The organism is Aerococcus sp. L_32 (genome assembly GCF_050689315.1).
The window spans coordinates 1-1,816 of record NZ_JBOEQF010000389.1 but is presented as its reverse complement, the minus strand read 5'-3'; the positions used below and the strand labels follow the sequence as shown (position 1 = coordinate 1,816).

Sequence of the window (1,816 nt, the reverse complement as noted above, 5' to 3'; positions counted from 1 at the left end):
CTTGATGAATCTAAGAAAGAATTGATGATTACATTAGCTCCTAAGGAATTCGAAAGTGACATTCACGAAAAAATCACTGAGAAAATGAAATTAGACAAGAAAGGCTTGGGTATCCTGTTCTCAGCAGATACATCAAGCGTTTGTGGTAGTCGTTTATTTAATCGGGCATTTGAAGAAAAAGGTGAAAATATGAGTGAGTATCAACTATTAGTAACAATTGTCGACCGCGATTCAGGTGATGATGTTGTTGCAGCTGCCCGTAAAGAGGGTGCTAAAGGTGCAACCATTCTTCACGGTCGTGGAACAGGTACAACTGAAATCTCTAAACTATTCAATATTGAAATTCAACCAGAAAAAGAAATCGTTCTGTTAGTAGTTGAAGCTGAAAAAGTCCATCCAGTATCTGAAAGTATTCGTACCGCAATGGACTTAGATCAACCAGGTAGCGGTGTTGTCTTTTCAATTCCAGTTAACCAAGTTACAGGTTTGGTTCAGAACTTGTAAAAATCGCTTGATAGCAACAATTATTGCGAATCAAGCTCCCATATGTTATACTGTCTAAGTAGAAAGAAGACAGTGGTGGAGTGAGCGGTGACGCTCACTTTTTTCATGGTAATAAGGTGAAAATAAGAAAAGCGAGGGGAAATATGGCTAAAGTAACAGACCAAATGCAAGAAATCGTTCAACCAATTATTGAAGACTTAGGCTTTATATTGTTTGATATCGAATTTGTTAAAGAAGGGAAATCTTGGTTCCTAAGAATTTACGTGGATAAACCAGGTGGTGGCATCGCAATAGAGGATTGTGTCACAGTTAGTGAACATATTTCTGAAGCTGTTGATCAATTAGAAACAGACCCAATCCCGCAAGCTTATTACCTTGAAGTATCATCTCCTGGTGCAGAACGTCCATTGAAAAATGATGACGATGTCCAAGCTGCAATCGGTGAATGGGTATTCTTGTCATTCTATCAAGCCATTGATGGTCAAAAAAATATTCAAGGCCGTCTACTTTCTGTATCAAATGATGCATATGAAGTTGAAACAAATGACAAAACACGTAAAGTGGCAGTCACTGTAGAAAAATCAAATGTATCGTTAATCAGATTGGCCATTGAATTTTAAAATTTATCATTTTTGAAAGAGGGAATTTAGATGAGTAAAGAAATGTTAAGAGCCTTCGAAGCGCTTGAAGATGAAAAGGGCATTTCAAAAGAAGTCATTTTGGAAGCTTTAGAAGCTGCTTTAGTTTCAGCTTATAAACGTAACTACCAGCAAGCACAAAATGTCGAAGTAAAATTTGACGTAAAAAAAGGTAGTATAGAAGTATTCGCAGTGAAAGAAGTTGTTGATCTAGTGATGGACTCACAACTTGAAGTATCGCTTGAAGATGCTCATGACTTAAACAGTGCATATGAAATTGGCGACAAGATCAAATTTGAAGTTACGCCTAAAGATTTCGGTCGAATTGCTGCACAAACTGCAAAACAAGTGATCATGCAACGAGTTCGTGAAGCTGAACGTTCAATTATCTACAACGAATACATTGACTACGAAGATGATATTTTGACAGGTATTGTTGAGCGTCAAGACCGTCGTTATGTATATGTTAGCTTAGGTAAAATCGAAGCCGTTATCCCACCAGAAGGTCAAATTCCAAATGAAACTTTCCAACCACACGAGCGTGTACAAGTTTACGTAGAACGTGTTGAAAATACGACTAAAGGGCCACAAGTCTATGTTTCTCGTAGCCACCCAAGTCTATTGAAACGTCTATTTGAACAAGAAGTACCTGAGATTTTCGACGGTACTGTTGA

The 1,816-nt window shown here is 37.7% G+C and carries 3 protein-coding genes; all 3 read left to right on the top strand.

Annotation, left to right across the window (positions count from 1 at the left end):
• Nucleotides 1-504: P-II family nitrogen regulator (locus ACRCJ0_RS13250; protein WP_431390720.1), on the top strand; the 504-nt coding region annotated here is incomplete at its 5' end.
• A gap of 143 nt (nt 505-647) precedes the next feature.
• Nucleotides 648-1,124, top strand: coding sequence for a ribosome maturation factor RimP (rimP, locus tag ACRCJ0_RS13245; protein ID WP_431390719.1), 477 nt, complete (start codon nt 648-650; stop codon nt 1,122-1,124).
• A 30-nt stretch (nt 1,125-1,154) separates the two neighbouring features.
• The coding region (gene nusA, locus ACRCJ0_RS13240) for a transcription termination/antitermination protein NusA (RefSeq protein WP_431390718.1) at nt 1,155-1,816 on the top strand (662 nt) is incomplete at its 3' end.

Bases quoted from the DNA above. Each gene is read 5' to 3' on its own strand.
- rimP (WP_431390719.1), top strand. From the start codon at position 648: ATGGCTAAAGTAACAGACCAAATGCAAGAAATCGTTCAACCAATTATT.